Here is a 16,734-nt window from a genome sequence, read left to right on the forward strand (position 1 = left end):
GGGTGTCAGCCCCCAGACTAAAGCACGTTGGAGCCTGACTTACCTCACCCCTCACCCCTCACCCCTCACCTCTTGCGGAATCAGCGGGTGCGCTCCACCGCCAGGTGGGCCAGATCGATCAGCGCCGCTTTGTGCTCGCCGTCGGGCAATGGGGCCAGGCTGGCGATGGCTTTCTCGGCCTCCTGCTGGGCCCGCTCGCGGCTGTATTCCAGGGCGCGGGTGTCGGCCAATATGCCCATGATCTCCTCCAGATGAGCCATGCCGCTACGGTTGGCGATGGCGTCACGGATCCGCTCACGCTGGGCCGGGGTGCCGACTGCCATGGCGCGCAGCAGCGGCAGGGTGGGCTTGCCCTCGGCCAGGTCGTCGCCCACGTTCTTGCCCATGTCGCCGGCATCCGAGCTGTAGTCCATGATGTCGTCCACTAACTGGAAGGCGGTGCCCAGGTACTTGCCATAGTCGAGCATGGCCTGCTCCACCGCCGGGGACTGGTGGGTCAGCACCGCCGCCAGGCGGGTGGCGGCCTCGAACAGCTTGGCGGTCTTGCAGTAGATCACCTGCATGTAGCTGTCTTCGGTGGTGTCCGGATCGTTGCAGTTCATCAACTGCAGCACCTCGCCCTCGGCGATGATGTTGGTGGCGTCGCTCAGGATGTTCATGATCTTCATGTTGCCGAGCTCGGTCATCATCTGGAAGGCACGGGTATAGAGGAAATCACCCACCAGCACGCTGGCGGCGTTGCCGAACAGGGCGTTGGCGGTGTCCCGGCCCCGGCGCAGATCCGACTCGTCCACCACGTCGTCGTGTAGCAGGGTGGCGGTATGGATGAACTCGATGATGGCGGCGAGCTTGATATGGTCCTCGCCCTCGAAGCCCAGGGCGCGGGCGGCCAGCACGGTCAGCATGGGCCGCATGCGCTTGCCGCCGGCGCTGACGATATAGAAGCCGAGCTGGTTGATCAGCGCCACCTCCGATTGCAGCCGCGACATGATAAGGTCGTTGACCGCCTGCATATCCTGCGCGGTCAGTGTTTTTACCCTGTTGATATCTACCATAAAATTTTGAGCCGGACGGTGCAGTCTAAAGCCATTGGTGGTAGGATTTTACACGATTTGTCAAAGGGATAAACCCGCCCGGCTGGGGTTAGGCCAGAAACCGGGAAGGGGAGATTTTTTTGCTGTTCGGCCCTTGTCTAAGGGGATCATTTTACGTACAATGCGCGGCCATTGTAGAACAGTTTTAGTGCACGGCCCGAAGAGGGTAAAAGTGCCATATTCGGAGTTATAGACATGTACGCGGTAATCCAAAGCGGCGGAAAACAGCACCGTGTAGCCGAAGGCCAGGTCGTTCGTCTGGAGAAGCTGGACGTTGAAACCGGCGCCTCTGTCGAGTTCGACAAGGTGCTGATGGTTGCCCAAGGTGAAGACGTTAAAGTAGGTGTACCCTATGTAGACGGCAGCAAGGTAATTGCAGAAGTAGTTGCCCACGGTCGTGGCAAGAAGGTCAAGATCGTCAAGTTCCGTCGTCGTAAGCACTCTCGCAAACAGCAGGGTCACCGTCAGTGGTTCACTGAAGTGAAGATCACTGGTATCAGCGCCTAAGAGAGGAGTTAAGTTCCATGGCACACAAAAAAGCAGGCGGCTCAACTCGTAACGGTCGCGATTCAGAAAGCAAACGTCTGGGCGTTAAGCGTTTTGGCGGTGAGTCTGTCCTGGCGGGCAACATCATCGTCCGTCAGCGTGGCACCAAGTTCCACGCCGGCGACAACGTAGGTCTGGGCAAGGACCACACCCTGTTCGCCAAAGCCGATGGCAAGGTGAAGTTCGAGGTGAAGGGTCCGCAGAACCGTAAATTTGTCAGCATTGTAACCGAATAAGTTACAAGCCGGACTTGAAAAGCCCCGCCACCCGGCGGGGCTTTTTGCTTTATGAAAGTCACATTCGGCGTTTGGGCCGGATATACTGGGCTCAGCAAGCGAATGGGAGAGCAATGCAATGAAGTTTGTCGATGAAGCGGAGATCCGGGTTGAGGCGGGCGACGGCGGTAACGGCTGTGTCAGCTTCCGCCGGGAGAAGTATGTACCCATGGGCGGGCCGGACGGCGGCGACGGCGGTGACGGCGGTGACCTCTACCTGCTGGCCGACGAGAACCTGAATACCCTGATCGACTACCATTTCGAGCGGTTTCACCGGGCCGAGCGCGGTGAAAACGGCCGGGGCGGCAACTGTACCGGCAAGCGGGGCAAGGATCTGGTACTGAAGGTGCCGGTGGGCACCCGGGCCAAGGACGAGATGACCGGCGAGATCCTCGGCGATCTGACCCGTCACGGCCAGAAGCTGCTGGTGGCCAAGGGCGGCTTCCACGGCCTGGGCAATGCCCGCTTCAAGAGTTCGGTCAACCGGGCGCCGCGGCAGAAAACCAACGGCACCCCGGGCGAGGAGCGCAGTCTGTTGCTGGAATTGCTGCTGCTGGCCGACGTCGGCCTGCTGGGGCTGCCCAACGCCGGCAAGTCCACCTTTATCCGCTCGGTGTCCGCGGCCAAGCCCAAGGTGGCCGATTATCCCTTTACCACCCTGGTGCCCAACCTGGGGGTGGTGCGCTGCGACGGCCAGAAGAGCTTCGTGGTGGCGGATATCCCCGGCCTCATCGAGGGAGCGGCCGAGGGAGCCGGCCTGGGGATCCGCTTCCTCAAGCACCTGGAGCGCTGCCGGGTACTGCTGCACATGATCGACGTGCTGCCGGTGGATGGCTCGGATCCGGCCGACAACGCCGACATCATCGTCAACGAACTGGCCCAATACAGCGAAGAGCTGGCCGCCAAGCCGCGCTGGCTGGTGTTCAACAAGCTGGATCTGGTGCTGGAAGAGGAAGCCGAGGCCATCATCGACCGGGTGGTGGAGCTGCTGGACTGGCAGGGGCCCATCTTCCGCATCAGTGCCATCAGCAAGGAGGGCACCCGCGAGTTGACCCAGGCGCTGATGGGCTTCCTCGACGAGCATCCGCGTTCCCAGGAGGAGCTGGAGGCGGCCCGCGAGCCGGTCAGCTTCAAGTGGGATGAGTACCACCAGGCGGCGCTGACGGAGGTCGAGGATGGGGACGATGATGATGACGACTGGGATGACGAAGAAGACGACGGCCACGTCATCTATACCCGGGAGTAAGGCATGGAGCTGTCGCTGATCGTCGCCATGACCCGGGAGCGGGTCATCGGCAAGGACAACGGCATGCCCTGGCACCTGCCGGCGGATCTGGCCTACTTCAAGCGGGTCACCCTGGGTAAGCCGGTGGTGATGGGAAGGAACACCTTCGAGTCCATCGGCCGGCCCCTGCCCGGGCGGCGCAATGTGATCCTCAGCCGCTCGCTGAGCGAGGCGCCGGCGGGTACCGAACTGGCCGGCTCGCCGGAGGCGGTGCTCGAACTGCTGGCGGAGGCGGAAGAGGTGATGATCATCGGCGGCGGCCAGCTCTACGCCGCCTTCCTGCCCCTGGCGAGCCGGCTCTACCTGACCCGTATCGACGCCAGCCTGGAAGGGGATACCCGTTTTCCGGAAGTGGGGGAAGAATGGCGGCTGGTCTCGGAGGAGATCAGGCCGGCGGACGAGCGCAATCCCTACGACTGCCGCTTTCAGGTACTGGAGCGCCACTGACCATCTAAACAGCCCGGCTTAACGCCGGGCTGTTGTTATTTATAATGCCGCCTCACGCCTCACGCCTCACGCCTCACGCTTCACGCATAGGCCGGGCAGGGCGTCGAACGTCGTTCGCCGCTGTCCCAGCACAGCAGGGTCAGGCTGCCGCCCCAGACACAGCCGGTGTCCAGAGCGTGGATGCCGGCGATGTCGCAGCGGCCTTCCAGCGCCGCCCAATGGCCGAATACCAGGGGCGGATCCTGGTACTGGCCCCGCAGCTCGTACCAGGGGCGCAGCGTCGGCGGGGCCTCGGCCAGGGTCGCCTTGTAGCCGAAGTCGAGCCGGCCGTCCGGGTGGCACAGGCGCATGCGGGTAAAGGCGTTGATGGTGTAGCGCAACTGCTCCAGCTCATCGAGATCCTCACGCCAGCGTCCGGGCTCGTCGCCGTACATCTGCGCCAGCCGTTGCCGGTACTGGGGTGATTGCAGCTCGGCCTCGGCCCGCCGCGCCGCCCGGCGCGCCTGCTCCAGGCTCCATTGGGGCGGGATGCCGGCGTGGGTCATGACAAAGCCGTGTCCCTCGTGCTCGGCCAGCAGCGGTTGGTGTCGCAGCCAGTACAGCAGATCGGCCCCGTCGGCGGCCTGCAGTATGTCGTCGATGCGATCGGCGGCCTTGGGCCGGCCGATGCCGTTGGCCACCGCCAGCAGGTGCAGATCGTGGTTGCCGAGCACAGTGGTGGCGGCATTGCCGAGGGCGGCGATACGCCGCAGGCAGCCGAGGGAATCGGGGCCGCGGGCGACCAGGTCACCGGTCAGCCAGAGCTGGTCCCGGGAAGGCGAAAAGCCCACCTCGGCCAGCAACTGCTCCAGCTCGTGCAGGCAGCCCTGCAGATCGCCGACGAGATAGGTGGCCATCAGTTGATCAGGTTCGGCATGGCCAGGCGGAAGGCGGCGATGGGGGCCTGGAATTCGCGACCATCGTCCAGTACCATGGTGTAGCTGCCTTCCATCACTCCCACCGGGGTTTCCAGGCTGACGCCGCTGGTATAGGTGTATTCTTCGCCCGGAGCGATTCGGGGCTGCTCGCCCACCACGCCGCTGCCTTCCACCTCGATTTTCTTGCCGTTGGCATCGGTGATCAGCCAGCGGCGGCTGATCAGTCGGACCCTCTCGTTACCGTCGTTGCGGATGGTGATGGTATAGGCGAACACATAATGCTGCTCGTCGGGGGCGGATCTGTCGGCCAGGTACTGGGGCCGGGTGGCGATGTGAATGGCTCCGGGAGTCATCAGGCTTCCTTCTGTTGGGCCAGGGCGTTGGCCAGGATCACATACTGGGCCAGGCTCAGCTGCTCGGGACGGGCGGAGGGATCCAGGCCCAGGGCCGACAGCTGCTCGGCGCTGAACAGGTGTTGCAGGCTGTTGCGGATGGTCTTGCGCCGCTGGCCGAAGGCGTCGGCGGTCACCCGGGACAGGCAGCCGATATCGTGGGCCGGATGGGGCGGGGCTGCATAGGGCAGCAGCTTGACCACGGCGGACTCCACCTTGGGCGCGGGCCTGAAGGCCTCGGGGCCGACTTCCAGCACCGGCACCACCTGGCAGTAATACTGGGCCATCACGCTCAGTCGGCCGTAGGCCTTGCTGCCCGGGCCGGCGGCCAGCCGGTTGACCACTTCTTTCTGCAGCATAAAGTGCATGTCTTCCACCAGGGCGGCGAACTCGAACAGGTGGAACATCAGCTGGGTGGAGATGTTGTAGGGCAGGTTGCCGAAGATCTTCAGCTTCTTGCCCGGCTCCAGCAGCTTGGCGAAGTCGAACTTCATGGCGTCGGCCTGGTGGATGTTGAGCTTGTCCTTGAGGAAGGGATGGGTGGCCAGGCGGGCTGCCAGATCCCGGTCCAGCTCCACCACGTTGAGGCGGCTGATCCGATCGCACACCGGACCGGTGAGGGCACCGAGGCCGGGGCCGATTTCGACCATGGTGAAATCATCGCTGGGATGAATAGCATCGACTATTTGGTCAATGATGTAGTCATCGTGCAAAAAATTCTGACCAAACCGTTTGCGGGCCTTGTGGCCCTGGTGAACCTTACTATTCATCGCGTTTTTCTATCATCTCAATGGCTTGATTAACGGCGCACAGCATGCTGCCCGCATCGATTTTATCGGTTCCCGCCAGTTCCAGGGCGGTGCCGTGATCCACCGAGGTGCGGATGAAGGGCAGTCCCAGGGTGATGTTCACCGCCTTGCTGAAACCGATGTACTTGAGTACCGGCAGTCCCTGATCGTGGTACATGGCCAGGAAGGCGTCGGCGTCCTGCATGTATTTGGGCTGGAACACGGTATCCGAGGAAAGGGGCCCCACCAGATCCATGCCCTCGGCCCGCAACTGGTCGAGGGTGGGGATGATGATGTCCAGTTCCTCCCGCCCCAGGTGGCCGTCCTCACCTGCGTGCGGATTGAGTCCGCAGACATAGATGCGCGGTTTGGGGATGCCGAACTTGGCCTTGAGCTCCGCATGCAGGATGCGGGTGATCTTGCTGAGCCGCTCGGGGGTGATGGCCCGGGCCACGTAGGCCAGGGGGATATGGGTGGTGACCTGGGCCACCCGCAGGCCGGGGGTGGCCAGCAGCATCACCACGTCCGGCACATTGGCCTGCTGGGCGAAGAATTCGGTGTGGCCGCTGAAGGAGACCCCGGCCTTGTTGATGATGCCCTTGTTGACCGGGCCCGTGACCACGGCGTCGAATTCGCCGCTCATGTTGCCGTCGGAGGCCCGCTTCAGGGTTTCCAGCACATAGAGGCCGTTGGCCTCGTCCAACTGGCCGGGCACCGCCGGCCGGGCGAGCCGGACCGGCTCTATGGTCAGGGTGCCGGCCCGTTGGGGCACGGGCGGCTGCTCGGGGTGGTAGGGCAGCAGGGTCAACTGCTTGCCCAGGGCCTGGGCCCGGCTCTGGATCAGGTCGGGATCGGCGATCACCACCAGCTCGACCGGCCAGTCGTGCTCGGCCAGCGCCTGCATCAGCTCGGGGCCGATGCCGGCGGGCTCGCCGGGGGTTATGGCTATGCGTTTACAAGTCACAATTCACCGTTGGCTAAATTGGGGTCGACAATACGGATATAGGCTTCATCCCTCAGCTCATCCAGCCAGGTCTGCACTTCCTCGGTAAAGCGACGATTAAAGATCAACTGATAGGCCCGCTGCTCGGTGGCCTGCTCGGTGGCGTCCATCACCCGCCGGTCTTCCAGCAGCACCAGGTGCCAGCCGTGTTCGGAGCGGAAGGGCTCGCTCAGTTGGCCGACATCGAGTCGGTTGACGGTATCGCGGAAGCTGCTGACGTACATCTCCGGGGCCGCCCAGCCGAGGTCGCCGCCGTTGATGGCGGAGCCCGGATCTTCTGAAAACTGTTCCGCCAGCTCGCTCATGCTGGCTTCACCGGCCCGGATCGAGCGGGAAAAACCGGCCAGCATGGACTGGGCCTTTTCCTCGCTCATGATGATGGACGGCTTGATCAGGATATGGCGGGCCTTGACTTCCACCGCCTGCACCGTCTGGGTGGTGCCTCCTTCCATATCGAAGATGGTGAGGATATGCAGACCGGCGCCGGAGCGGATGGGGCCGATGATATCACCCTTGGCGTGATTTCTCACCGCTTCGCTGAACAGGGAGGGCATTTCATTGATGCCGAGCATGCCCCAGTCGCCCCCTTCCAGGGCCTTGGGACCGGCGCTGTGGGCGATGGCCAACTGGCGGAAGTCCGCGCCCTGTTTGAGTTGGGCCATCAATTGTTCGGCCAGGCCGCTGGCCTGGCGCAGTTGCTCGCTGCTGGGGTTGGCGGGCAGCGGCAGCAGTATGTTGCCCACCCGGTAGCGGCTATTGCCCTGGCCCTGCTCCTTGATCATCTGCACCACCTGCTTCACTTCCTGATCGGAGATATTGATGCGGCGGCGTACCTGATTGCGCGCCAGCTCGCTCAGCAGGATCTCGTTGCGCACCTGCTCCCGGAACTGGGCGTAGGTCAGGCCCTCGGCGGCCACGCCGGCGCGCAGTTGCTCGACCGTCTTGCCCTCGCTGCGGGCGATATTGGTGATGGCCTGCTCCAGCTGGGTGTCGGTGATGCGCAGTCCCAGCCGGTCGGCCAGCTGCAGTTGCAGGCTTTCGAGGATGAGGCGATCCAGGGCCTGCTTGCGCAGTTGCCGCTCTTCCGGCAGCGGCTGGCCGGCGGCACGGGCGCTTTGCCGGACCTGATTGACCAGGCCGCTGAGCTGGCTTTCCAGCACCACGTCCTGGTTGACGACAGCGACCACCTTATCCAGCAGCTCCACCGCCTGGCTGGCAGCCGCCGCCAGCACCAGGCCGGCGGCGATAAGCAGTTGTTTACCTCTTTTCTTCATGACAGGTCCTGTGTACGAGTAAAAATCAGTTGTTGAGATTGAAGGGCCGATAATAAGGCAACAGCTTGGTGCCCGGTGCGAACTCGCCACCACCGGCACCGATGGAACTCAGTCCCTTCAGTTCGAAGCGCAACCCTATGGTGGTTTCCTGCAGGGTTTGTGTCGGGTTGAACAGCTTGTCCTCTTTCTGCCATTGCTCCCAGACCAGGCTGACGGCCCAGCAGCAGGAGTCGTAGCGCAGTCCTATGAGACTGTCGATATTGCGGTTGAGTTCAATATCCCGGTAATAACCGCCGATCAGCCGCCATTGGGGATCCAGTGGCCAGGAGAAGGTGCCGCCCAACTGGTTGAGATCGTCGGCGAGCCTCGCATCCGGATAATAGTTCTGGTTCAGATGGCGAAAGCCGAGTTGGGCGAGGCGGCCTTGGTGGTTGTATTCCAGGGTGAGGTTGCCGGCGGCCAGGCGGTTGTTGCGGGTATCCTGCTGGGCTTCCGCATGGACGAACCAGTTGCCGTCGAGGTTCAGATCCCCTTCGAAGGTGAGGAAGGAACGCTTGATATCGCTGGGGGTGTCGGTCGGGAACAGCCGGACCCGGGGAGAGACGAAGTTGTAGGACTGGGCCAGGGCCAGGCGCAGCCGCTCTATGCCTTCCTGGTCGTAGATGCGGCTGGTGAAGCCGCCGGTCAGCTGGTTGGCGTCGCTGATCCGGTCGAGGCCGGCGAAGCGGCGATCGCTGAACAGGCTGTAGTAGTCCTGACGCATGTCGGTGGTGTCATACAGACCGATATGATCCTGATCCTTGAAGGGCACGTACAGGTACTGGAACTGGGGCTCCAGGGTCTGGGTAAAGGCTTGCCCGAACCAGGCCGTGTCCCGGTCGAATACCAGGGTGCCGTTCAGCCGGAGGCGGGGCAGCAGCCGATCGGCGCTGGTATCCAGCTGTTCCGGATTGAAGCCGAGGCGGCTATCCAGCTGGCCCGGCACATCCTGCTCGTAATGGGTGTAGTAGGCCCCCGCTTCGGCGGTGAGCTGGCCACCGGGCCGGTCGACCAGGGGGTAGACCAGCCTGGGCTCGGCATGGAAGCGGGTGGCCTCGTAAACCTGGCGGCCGTCGTTGGCGAAGCGGGTCAGTTCGGAGTCGAAGCCCAGATCGACGCCCCCCAGGTGCTGGTAGCTGGTCAGGGCCAGGCTGGGAGCCAGCTGGAAGGGAGTCAGCCGGTCGGGTTTCAGGATTTGGTAGTCCCGCATTTCGGCGGTCAGCTGCCAGCGGCGGTCATGGTAGCCGCCCCGGAAGGACTGCATCAGTTGGTCCTCGACCAGGATGCCGACCGGCGGCGAAAAGTCGTCCACATAGGCGTAGTCCCAGCCGGCCACCTTGGTGTAGTCCACATTGGCCCGCCAGTGGCCGTCAGGGTCGAAACGGGCATGGTGGCGCCAGTTGAACAGCCAGCGGGCGCGGTCGCGCCATTCGGAGTCGGCGAGCTTGTCGTCGCTGTCGAGGTACTCCCCGTAGAGGGTGCCGCTCTGGCCTTCCACCGGCAGGTAGCGGAATTCGAGCTGGGCGGCGGTACCGCGTTTTTCCATGTAGCGCGGGGTCAGGGTGGCGTCGTAGTTGGGAGCGATGTTCCAGTAATAGGGCAGGCGGATATCGGTGCCGTGTTCGCTGCTGAGATCGAAGGACGGGTAGAGCAGGCCGCTCTGGCGTTCGTCCTTGACCGGGAACTTGATATAGGGGAAGTAGAACACCGGTACGTCGCCCAGCCAGAGCACCGCATTCCAGGCTTCGCCGAATACCTCATCCTGCTCCACCCGCACCGAGCTGGCCCTGAGCTGCCAGGCTTCCTCGTTGGGCGGACAGGTGGTGTAGCTGGCGCCGCTCAGGTCGACCCTGTTGGTGTCCTCGGTCATCCGCACCCGGCGGGCCTGGCCGCGGCCGGGATCCCCGTGCAACTGGTAGCGGGCCTGATCCAGTTCGGTGTCCTTGGTGTTGAGGTTGCCGGTGAGGGTGTGATCGCTTTCCACCGTGATGGTGCCGTCGGTAAAGTGGATATTGCCTTCGGCCCGGACATCCCGGCTCTGCTGCTCCAGTTCGACATAGTCGGCGCCGAACTGGCGTGCGCCCTGCTCCACCCGGACATCGCCCCGGTAGAGGATCTTGCCGTCCCGGGTGGCCTCGAGCACCTCGGCGGTGACGGTGATGGGGGCATTGGGGTCGGTCGTGCCGGGATCGAGGCGCAGCGGCACGTGGCTGAAGCAACGGCTGAACGAAAAGGGGCTATCCTGGCCGGAGGTGAGGGCATCGGTCTGGGCCTGAACCAGGCCGGAAACAAACAGCAGGGGAAAGCCGATAATCCGTATTCTCATGGGTTGATGCTCGCGTTCCTGGTCGTGGCGACACCGTCCCGGGCCCGGCGGGCTGGTTGAGCTTTTGGTGTCATTATTTTATGGTAGCGGGCTATGATAATGCATTCTTGTTGCCAGCACTACGGCCTGCCCCGGTGCCCTGTTTTCGTGAATGGAACCCGCCCGATGATCTTTTTTCCCCTTTCTTTTCTCTTCACCCCGATTAAGGCGGCTGCGGCTCCTTTTTCCGACCCGCACGAGGTGCGCTGAATGCTGGCGCATATCAAGGGCAAGTTGATCGGTTTTCTGTTCGGACTGCTGATCGGCAACATCCCCGGTGCCCTGTTGGGCCTGTGGCTGGGGCACCTGGTCGATCGCAAGCTGGCCCACGCCTGGCGCTTCAACAAAGACAGCCAGGCCGAGTTTCTCTACGCCACCTTCGCCACCATGGGGCATATCGCCAAGTCCAGCGGCCGGGTCTCGGCCGAGGAAATCCGGCTGGCGGAACAGCTGATGGCCCAGATGCGGCTGCAAGGCGAGCAGAAGGCCGAGGCCCAGCAGGCCTTCCGCGACGGCAAGGAGAGCGACTTCCCACTGGCCGAGACCCTGCGCCGGTTCCGTGCCCAGGTCAGGGACAGCCGCAACCTGTTGCGCTTTTTTATGGAGGTACAGTTGCAACTGGCTTTTGCCGACGGCGAGCTGCACCCGGCCGAGCGCCGCCTGCTGCACTTTGTCGCCGGTGAGCTCGGTTTTTCCAGCCGGGAGCTGGAGCAGTTGCTGGCTTTCGCCGAGGCCCAGTTGCATATGTTTCGCAACGGGCAACAGGCGGGGAGTGGCCGGCACCAGCAGCGACCGGCCGAGGACAGGCTGCGCGATGCCTACCGGATCCTGGAGGTGGAGGCCGGTGCCGACGACGCCACCGTCAAGAAGGCCTACCGCCGGCAGATGTCCAAGCATCACCCCGACAAGCTGGTGGCCCAGGGCCTGCCCAAGGAGATGATGGAGCTGGCCAAGGAGAAGGCCCAGGACATACAGCAGGCCTGGGAGACCATCAGGGCGGTGCGCAATATCCGCTGAATGGAAGTGAGGCGGGAGGGGAAAGCGGGAGGTATTCTCCTTACCCCTTACCCCTTACCCCTTACCCCTTACCCCTTACCCCTTACCCCTTACCCCTCACCCCTCACCCCTTATTTACACCAGCCTGTTCTGTTCCCGCCCGGCCACAAAGGCCTCGATATTGTCGATCAGCTGATCCGCCAGCCGCTGCATGGCCGACTGGCTGGCCCAGGCGATGTGGGGGGTGAGAATAAAGTTGGGATGGCGCAGGGCCTGCATCAGTGGATGATCCGGCGCGGGCGGCTCGGCGCTGGCCACGTCGAAGCCGGCGCCGCCGATGGTGCCGTTTTCCAGGGCCGCCAGCAGGGCGGCCTCGTCCACCAGGCCGCCCCGGCCGACGTTGATCAGCAACACATCGGGTTTCATCAGCGCGAACTCCCGCGGCCCTATCAGGTGGCGGGTGTCGTCCGTCAGCGGACAGTGCAGGCTAAGCACGTCGGCCCGGGCCAGTACCTCCTCGAAGGCCAGGCGGCCTTCGCCGGCGGCCTGGCCCTTGCGGGCCGCCACCATCACCTGCATCCCCAGGGCCGTTGCCAGCCGCTCCAGATCCCGGGCTATGGTGCCGTAGCCGATCAACCCCAGGGTCTGGCCGGCCAGATCCCGCACCGGGTAGTCGAAATAGCAGAACTGTCCGGCCTGCTGCCAGCGCCCGGCGGCGATGGAGGCCCGGTAGGCATGCAGATTGCGGTTCAGGGCCATGATCAGGGCCAGGGCGTGCTCGGGCACCGAATTTCTGGAGTAATCGCGGATATTGCACACGGCGATGCCCGCCTGGCGGCAGGCGGCGAGATCCACGTTGTCGCTGCCGGTGGCGGCGATGGCGATCAGCTTCAACCGGGGCAGGTGGGCCAGGGTATCGGCATCGAGCCTGACCTTGTTGACGATGGCGATGTCCGCCTCCCGCAGCCGCTCCAGCACCTGGCCGGGCGCGGTTTCCTCATGGCTCTGCCAGCGGTGGGGAAAGCCGGGGGCGCGCAGCTCAATGGTCGGCGCCAGGGTCTGGCGATCGAGAAATACCAGCTTCATGGGTCTGTCCTCTCAGGTAGTCGGGGGCACTGGGGGGCAGCGGCAGCCAGCCCCGGCGCATCAGCCAGCCGGCCACCTGCCGTTCCAGCAGGGAATGGGCGGCGAGACGCTGCGCTTCGTAGTCGGCTTTATCCTGGCGGGCCACCTGTTGGCGGCGACGCTGCCGGTTGGCGTTGGTGGCGGCGTCATCGCTGCGGCCATGGATGTCCAGCACCGGATAGGGGCTGCGGGCCAGGCTGATGGCCAGCATCCGCTGCTGATCGGCCGCCCGGGGATGGGCGTCGAGCAGGATCAGGGCGTCCGGTGTCCGGGACTGGCCGGCGTCGATCAGTTGCTGGAACCAGAGGGCGGCGCTGCCCTGTGCCATGACCACCAGGGGGGGCTCGGATTCCGTCGCCGCCAGCGCCTCGTTCAGGCGCTGCGCCTGCCGCTCCAGCCAGGCCTGCTGCGCCGGCGAGGGCTGCTCGCTGACCGGATCGAAGGCCTGCTGATCAGGATCCGGCAGCAGCAGCAGGAAATCCCAGCCCCGTTGTTGCCAGTATTCCGCCATCGCCAGCCACAGGTGAGGCTGGTCCAGCTCGGGCCAGATCAGCAGGGTGCCGGCGGTCTGGCTGGCGCCCGCATCAAAATGCAGCAGCCGGGGCTCGGGCCGGTACTGTTCGAACAGAGCCCAGTCGGCCTTGCCCGTGGCCAGCGGCGCGACCAGCAGGGCCAGCAGGGGCAACCAGCGGGCCCGGTTCATGCCGGCCCCATGGAGAAGGGGGCCGGCGCGCTGAACTCCAGCCATTGCTTGCTGCGGGGATGGCGAAAGGCCAGCCAGGCCGCATGCAGTTGCAGGTGCGGCGCCATCGCCAGGGCTTCGCCGCTGGCATAGAGGTTGTCGCCCAGTATGGGGTGGCCCAGACTCAGCATGTGCACCCGCAACTGGTGGGAGCGGCCGGTGATGGGGGTCAGTTCCACCAGGCTGCGGTCTGGCTCCCGGCGCAGGCAGCGCCAGTGGGTGAGGGCCGGCTTGCCGTGCTCCAGGCTGACCATGTGCCGGGGCCGGTTGGGCCAGTCACAGCACAGGGGCAGGTCTATGCTGCCGGCGTCCTGTTCCAGGCGGCCGTGCACCCAGGCATAGTAGCGCTTGGCGGTTTCCCGCTCCCGGAACTGGCGGCTGAGTTCCCGGTGCGCCTTGGGATGCAGCGCCATGACGATGACCCCGGAGGTGGCCATGTCCAGCCGGTGCACCACCTGTACCCCGGGGTAGACCCGGGCTACCCGGTAGGACAGGCTGTCCCGGTGAATAAGCTCCCGCCCGGGTACGCTCAACAAACCGCTCGGCTTGTTCAGCACGATCAGGCTGTTGTCCTGGTACAGCACCTCGAACTGGGGATCCATGGGGGGATCGTAACGCAGCAGAACCATGATGGGCGACTCGTCCTCTTTACTGATGGCTGACCACGATAAACCGAATCGCGTCCAGTTTTAAGCGGGTATGACTGAGCAGGCCGTCCAGTTCGTCCTTCAGCTCCCGCAGGTGGCCCAGCTCGCTCTCGCGCACGTTGGGGTTGACCCTGGCCAGTTGCTGCAGGCGGGAAAGCTCCTCGCCGATGGAGGCATGCATCCGCGCCCGGGCTTCTTCCACCAGGCCCTGCATCTGTTGCTCGGCCTGGGGCAGGGCGGCCTGCAGCAACTGGTGGATCACCGTCTGGGAAGCGTTGACCAGCTTGCTGGCCAGGTGGCGGTTGACGGCGCTGAGCTGCTTGTCGAAGGACTCGAAGCTGACCTTGTCCGCCAGGTTGTTGCCGTGCTTGTCGAGCAGCAGGCGGATGGGGGCCGGCGGCAGGAAGCGGTACAGCTGGGCATGGTGGGCGGACTCGGCCACGAAGATCAGCTCCACGAACTGGGTGCCGACCGGCAGCGCCTTGTTCTTGAGGATGGCCACCGAGGTGGTGCCGATCTCGGAGCCCAGCACCAGGTCGATGCCGCCGCGGATCATGGGGTGATCCCAGCTCAAAAAATGCAGATCGTCCCGGCCGAGCGCCGTTTCCCGGTCGAAGGTAATGCTGGCGCCGTCCTCCGGCAGGCCCGGAAACTGAGGCACCAGCATTTGCTCGGTCGGGCGCAGCACTATGGCGTTTTCGCCCCTGTCGTCCTGGTGGACGCCTACCTCGTCGAACAGCTTGATGGCGAAGATGGCCAGGGTGGGATCCTGGTCGGCTTCGGCCAGTTGGGTGGCCAGGTTGCGATTGTGGATGACGCCGCTGGAGTTGAGTTCCAGCAGCCGATCCCGTCCCTGCTCCATCTGGCTGTTGAGCTCCCGGGCAAGGGCGGCGGTGTCGGCAACAAGTTGCGCCAGGGCTTCCGTATCCTGGCCGTGGTTGGCCAGCAGTTCGAGCAGGCGTTCGGCCACCTGCTGGTAGACCGGCTGGCCGACCGCGTTGGGCCTGCTGAAGGCGTCCATGCCCTGGTGGTACCAGAGGGTCAGCGCCTGCTGGGCGGTACCTTCCAGGTAGGGCACATGGATGTCGATATCGTGCCGCTGGCCGATGCGATCGAGGCGGCCGATGCGCTGCTCCAGCAGATCCGGGTTGAGCGGCAGATCGAACAGCACCAGTTGGTGGGCAAACTGGAAGTTGCGTCCTTCCGAGCCGATTTCCGAACAGATCATCACCTGGGCGCCGCCTTCCTGCTGGGCGAAGTAGGCGGCGGCCTTGTCCCGCTCCAGCAACGACATGCCCTCGTGGAAGACGGTACCGCGGATCCCCTCGCGGGTACGCAATGCTTCTTCCAGCGCCAGGGCGACGCCGGCCTTGGCGGTGATGATGAGTATCTTGTCGTTGCGCTTGGCCTTGGCGAATTCCAGCAGCCATTCGACCCGGCTGTCGAACTGGGTCCAGGCGCTGTCGCCGCCCTCGAACTGGCGATAGATCTCCTCCGGATACAGGGCCTGCAGGGCGCGGGCGGCGGTATCCTGATGGTTGCCCATCATGCCGGCCACCCGGATGGCGGTCTTGTATTGGTTGGGCAGGGGAAGGGAATACAGGTGCAGTTGCCGGGAGGGAAAACCCTTGATGGCATGACGGGTATTGCGGAACAGCAAGCGACCGGTGCCGTGGCGGTCGAGCAGGCGGGCCAGCAGGGCGTGCCGTTGCTCGGGATTGGCCAGATCGACCGCCTCCTGCGCTTCCATAAAGGGCGCCAGGCGCGCCAGGGCCTCATCATCGAGCGGCGCCTCTCCCAGCAGGGCTTCCGCCGCCCGGGCCAGGGGCTGGTAGGCTTCTTCCTCGGCGAGGAAGGCGTCGTAGTCGTAGAAGCGCTCGGGATCGAGCAGGCGCAGGCGGGCGAAATGGCTCTCGTGGCCCTGCTGATCCGGGGTGGCGGTAAGCAGCAGCACACCCGGGATCTGCCCGGACAGGGTTTCCACCACTTCATAGGCCCGGCTGGGCTGTTCTGCGTCCCACACCAGGTGATGGGCCTCGTCCACTACCAGCAGGTCCCAGCTGGTGTCCAGCAACTGCTCGAAACGCTTGCGCTTCTTGGTAATGAAGTCGAGGCTGCACAGGATAAGCTGCTCGGTGTCGAAGGGGTTGGCGGCATCGGCGAAGGCCTCGACGCAACGCTCCTCATCGAACAGGGCGAAGTGCAGGTTGAAGCGGCGCAGCATTTCCACCAGCCACTGATGGATCAGGGCGTCGGGTACCAGGATCAGGATGCGGGAAGCCCGCCCCGACAGCCACTGCTGCTGGATGATCATGCCGGCTTCGATGGTCTTGCCGAGGCCCACCTCGTCGGCCAGCAGCACCCGGGGGGCATAACGGCCACCGACCTCGCGGGCGATATGCAACTGATGAGGGATCAGGCTGACCCGGCCACTGGCCAGGCCGCGCAGGGGAGAGCGGCGCTGGTTGAACTGGTGGGTCAGGGCCTGGTAGCGCAGGTTAAAGCGGCCTATCTTGTCGATCTGGCCGGCAAAGAGGCGCTCCTGGGGTTTGTTCAGCTTGATAAAATGGTTGAGAAAGGTTTCCTTCAGACTGGCCGGCTCCCCGGTGTCCAGGCGAGTGCCGTGATAGGTGAGCAGGCCATCCTGCTCGGTCACGTCCGCGACCTCCAGTTCCCAGTCCTCATGACTGCTGATGGTGTCACCGGGGTTGAACATCACCCGGGTCACGGGGGCATCGTCCTTGGCGTACATGCGGTTCTCACCGCAGGCGGGAAATAGCATGGTTACCATACGGACAT

16 protein-coding genes (1 of these 16 running past the window's edge) are annotated in these 16,734 nt (G+C 64.2%); 5 read left to right on the forward strand and 11 right to left on the reverse strand.

Annotated elements, in window-relative coordinates; genetic code table 11:
- Positions 1-80: 80 nt before the first annotated feature.
- Positions 81-1,055: an octaprenyl diphosphate synthase gene (ispB, locus tag AN401_RS03690; RefSeq protein ID WP_096778570.1), complete on the reverse strand. Its 975-nt coding sequence runs from the start codon at positions 1,053-1,055 to the stop codon at positions 81-83.
- Positions 1,056-1,289: 234 nt separating this feature from the next.
- Here ispB and rplU point away from each other — a divergent pair, with 234 nt between their 5' ends.
- The 4 genes from rplU to folA all read left to right on the forward strand — a co-directional run bounded on the left by rplU (position 1,290) and on the right by folA (position 3,647).
- Positions 1,290-1,601 (forward strand): 50S ribosomal protein L21, encoded by a 312-nt coding sequence (gene rplU / locus AN401_RS03695; RefSeq protein WP_094040223.1) that lies wholly within the window; start codon positions 1,290-1,292, stop codon positions 1,599-1,601.
- A gap of 17 nt (positions 1,602-1,618) precedes the next feature.
- Entirely contained in the window at positions 1,619-1,876 is a 258-nt protein-coding gene (gene rpmA, locus AN401_RS03700) for a 50S ribosomal protein L27 (RefSeq protein ID WP_094040224.1), read from the forward strand.
- Between the two features lie 118 nt (positions 1,877-1,994).
- A complete protein-coding gene (gene cgtA, locus AN401_RS03705; RefSeq protein WP_094040225.1) occupies positions 1,995-3,161 on the forward strand; it encodes an Obg family GTPase CgtA in 1,167 nt (388 codons plus the stop codon).
- A gap of 3 nt (positions 3,162-3,164) precedes the next feature.
- A complete protein-coding gene (gene folA / locus AN401_RS03710) occupies positions 3,165-3,647 on the forward strand; it encodes a type 3 dihydrofolate reductase (RefSeq protein WP_096778571.1) in 483 nt (160 codons plus the stop codon).
- Positions 3,648-3,727: 80 nt separating this feature from the next.
- Here folA and AN401_RS03715 read toward each other — a convergent pair whose 3' ends face one another.
- Genes AN401_RS03715 through lptD form a run of 6 tightly spaced genes read right to left on the reverse strand, consistent with a single transcriptional unit; the run spans position 3,728 to position 10,386 of the window.
- Positions 3,728-4,543, reverse strand: a complete 816-nt coding sequence (locus tag AN401_RS03715) for a symmetrical bis(5'-nucleosyl)-tetraphosphatase (RefSeq protein ID WP_096778572.1) — start codon at positions 4,541-4,543, stop codon at positions 3,728-3,730.
- Positions 4,543-4,917, reverse strand: a complete 375-nt coding sequence (gene apaG / locus AN401_RS03720) for a Co2+/Mg2+ efflux protein ApaG (protein WP_094040228.1) — start codon at positions 4,915-4,917, stop codon at positions 4,543-4,545. The genes AN401_RS03715 and apaG overlap by 1 nt, the downstream gene beginning before the upstream one ends.
- Positions 4,917-5,726 carry a 16S rRNA (adenine(1518)-N(6)/adenine(1519)-N(6))-dimethyltransferase RsmA gene (gene rsmA, locus AN401_RS03725; RefSeq protein WP_094040229.1) on the reverse strand — a complete coding sequence of 270 codons (810 nt, stop codon included), beginning with the start codon at positions 5,724-5,726 and terminating at the stop codon, positions 4,917-4,919. Before rsmA ends, apaG begins: the two co-directional genes overlap by 1 nt.
- A complete protein-coding gene (gene pdxA / locus AN401_RS03730) occupies positions 5,719-6,708 on the reverse strand; it encodes a 4-hydroxythreonine-4-phosphate dehydrogenase PdxA (RefSeq protein ID WP_094040230.1) in 990 nt (329 codons plus the stop codon). The genes rsmA and pdxA overlap by 8 nt, the downstream gene beginning before the upstream one ends.
- The gene (gene surA / locus AN401_RS03735) at positions 6,705-8,021 is read right to left on the reverse strand and encodes a peptidylprolyl isomerase SurA (RefSeq protein WP_094040231.1); all 1,317 of its coding nucleotides are present in this window, start codon (positions 8,019-8,021) and stop codon (positions 6,705-6,707) included. The genes pdxA and surA overlap by 4 nt, the downstream gene beginning before the upstream one ends.
- 25 nt (positions 8,022-8,046) lie before the next feature.
- On the reverse strand, positions 8,047-10,386 hold the full coding sequence (gene lptD / locus AN401_RS03740; RefSeq protein ID WP_096778573.1) for an LPS assembly protein LptD: 2,340 nt from the start codon (positions 10,384-10,386) through the stop codon (positions 8,047-8,049).
- Between the two features lie 249 nt (positions 10,387-10,635).
- Between lptD and djlA the strand changes: the two genes are divergently transcribed.
- Complete coding sequence (djlA, locus tag AN401_RS03745; RefSeq protein ID WP_094040233.1) at positions 10,636-11,442, forward strand: co-chaperone DjlA; 807 nt, start codon at positions 10,636-10,638, stop codon at positions 11,440-11,442.
- A gap of 114 nt (positions 11,443-11,556) precedes the next feature.
- On the opposite strand, the gene AN401_RS03750 is transcribed toward djlA, so the two are convergent.
- The 4 genes in view from AN401_RS03750 to rapA are tightly spaced (at most 25 nt apart) and all read right to left on the reverse strand, a layout consistent with a single transcriptional unit that may run on beyond the window.
- Positions 11,557-12,507, reverse strand: a complete 951-nt coding sequence (locus tag AN401_RS03750; RefSeq protein ID WP_096778574.1) for a D-2-hydroxyacid dehydrogenase — start codon at positions 12,505-12,507, stop codon at positions 11,557-11,559.
- A complete protein-coding gene (locus AN401_RS03755) occupies positions 12,461-13,249 on the reverse strand; it encodes a DUF3530 family protein (RefSeq protein ID WP_094040235.1) in 789 nt (262 codons plus the stop codon). The genes AN401_RS03750 and AN401_RS03755 overlap by 47 nt, the downstream gene beginning before the upstream one ends.
- Positions 13,246-13,911, reverse strand: coding sequence for an RluA family pseudouridine synthase (locus tag AN401_RS03760; protein ID WP_198401875.1), 666 nt, complete (start codon positions 13,909-13,911; stop codon positions 13,246-13,248). The genes AN401_RS03755 and AN401_RS03760 overlap by 4 nt, the downstream gene beginning before the upstream one ends.
- 25 nt (positions 13,912-13,936) lie before the next feature.
- Positions 13,937-16,734: the 3' portion of an RNA polymerase-associated protein RapA gene (gene rapA / locus AN401_RS03765; protein WP_096778576.1), read on the reverse strand. It continues 76 nt past the right edge of the window; 2,798 of the gene's 2,874 nt are visible here — the last part of the coding sequence; the start codon falls outside the window, past its right edge; the stop codon is at positions 13,937-13,939.

This window comes from Zobellella denitrificans, assembly GCF_002407485.1.
Taxonomy (GTDB): domain Bacteria; phylum Pseudomonadota; class Gammaproteobacteria; order Enterobacterales; family Aeromonadaceae; genus Oceanimonas; species Oceanimonas denitrificans.

Bases quoted from the DNA above. Each gene is read 5' to 3' on its own strand.
- ispB (WP_096778570.1), bottom strand. From the start codon at position 1,055: ATGGTAGATATCAACAGGGTAAAAACACTGACCGCGCAGGATATGCAG.
- rplU (WP_094040223.1), top strand. From the start codon at position 1,290: ATGTACGCGGTAATCCAAAGCGGCGGAAAACAGCACCGTGTAGCCGAA.
- rpmA (WP_094040224.1), top strand. From the start codon at position 1,619: ATGGCACACAAAAAAGCAGGCGGCTCAACTCGTAACGGTCGCGATTCA.
- cgtA (WP_094040225.1), top strand. From the start codon at position 1,995: ATGAAGTTTGTCGATGAAGCGGAGATCCGGGTTGAGGCGGGCGACGGC.
- folA (WP_096778571.1), top strand. From the start codon at position 3,165: ATGGAGCTGTCGCTGATCGTCGCCATGACCCGGGAGCGGGTCATCGGC.
- AN401_RS03715 (WP_096778572.1), bottom strand. From the start codon at position 4,543: ATGGCCACCTATCTCGTCGGCGATCTGCAGGGCTGCCTGCACGAGCTG.
- apaG (WP_094040228.1), bottom strand. From the start codon at position 4,917: ATGACTCCCGGAGCCATTCACATCGCCACCCGGCCCCAGTACCTGGCC.
- rsmA (WP_094040229.1), bottom strand. From the start codon at position 5,726: ATGAATAGTAAGGTTCACCAGGGCCACAAGGCCCGCAAACGGTTTGGT.
- surA (WP_094040231.1), bottom strand. From the start codon at position 8,021: ATGAAGAAAAGAGGTAAACAACTGCTTATCGCCGCCGGCCTGGTGCTG.
- lptD (WP_096778573.1), bottom strand. From the start codon at position 10,386: ATGAGAATACGGATTATCGGCTTTCCCCTGCTGTTTGTTTCCGGCCTG.
- djlA (WP_094040233.1), top strand. From the start codon at position 10,636: ATGCTGGCGCATATCAAGGGCAAGTTGATCGGTTTTCTGTTCGGACTG.
- AN401_RS03750 (WP_096778574.1), bottom strand. From the start codon at position 12,507: ATGAAGCTGGTATTTCTCGATCGCCAGACCCTGGCGCCGACCATTGAG.
- AN401_RS03755 (WP_094040235.1), bottom strand. From the start codon at position 13,249: ATGAACCGGGCCCGCTGGTTGCCCCTGCTGGCCCTGCTGGTCGCGCCG.